Origin of the sequence: Methylobacterium tarhaniae (genome assembly GCF_001043955.1) — a bacterium.
GTDB classification, from domain to species: Bacteria; Pseudomonadota; Alphaproteobacteria; order Rhizobiales; family Beijerinckiaceae; genus Methylobacterium; species Methylobacterium tarhaniae.
On the sequence record NZ_LABZ01000312.1, the window covers coordinates 1 to 690 of the forward strand.

Below are 690 nucleotides of genomic sequence, written 5' to 3' on the forward strand. Positions count from 1 at the left end.
GCCGCGCCCGCGCCGCCGCGTATTCCGCCTTCAGCCGGTCGATCACCACGGCGGTGGCCGGCGCGTCGTCGATGGTGCCGACGCCCTGGCCGGCGCCCCAGATGTCGCGCCAGGCCTTGGTGGTGCCCGAGCCGAAGTTCATCTTGGTCTTGTCGACCTCCGGCAGGGCGTTGGGGTCGAGGCCGGCGGCGGTCACGCTGGGCTTGAGGTAGTTGCCGGGCACGCCGGTGAAGTAGGGGGTGTACATCACGTCGGCAGCCGTCGTGCCGACGATCATCTCCTTGTAGGCCGGGGCGGCGTTCGCCTCCTGCGTGGCGATGAAGCGGGTGCCCATATAGGCCAGATCCGCCCCCATCGCCTGGGCGGCGAGGATCGCGTCGCCCGTGGTGATGGCGCCCGACAGGATCAGCGGCCCGTCGTAGAAGCGCCGCACCTCGCTCACGAGCGCGAAGGGCGAGAGCGTGCCGGCATGGCCCCCGGCCCCGGCGCAGACCAGGATCAGGCCGTCGACGCCGGCCTCCAGCGCCTTCTCGGCGTGGCGCACGGTGGTGACGTCGTGGAAGACGAGGCCGCCCCAGCCATGCACCGCCGAGACCACCGCGTCGGGCGCGCGCAACGACGTGATGATGATCGGCACCTTGTGCTCGCCGCAGACCGTGAGGTCGTGCTCCAGCCGGTCGTTCGAAGCGT

The 690-nt window shown here is 71.4% G+C and carries 1 protein-coding gene; it reads right to left on the reverse strand.

The window, feature by feature from the left end:
• Nucleotides 1-690: NAD(P)H-dependent flavin oxidoreductase (locus VQ03_RS29385; RefSeq protein ID WP_048454473.1), on the reverse strand; the 690-nt coding region annotated here is incomplete at both ends.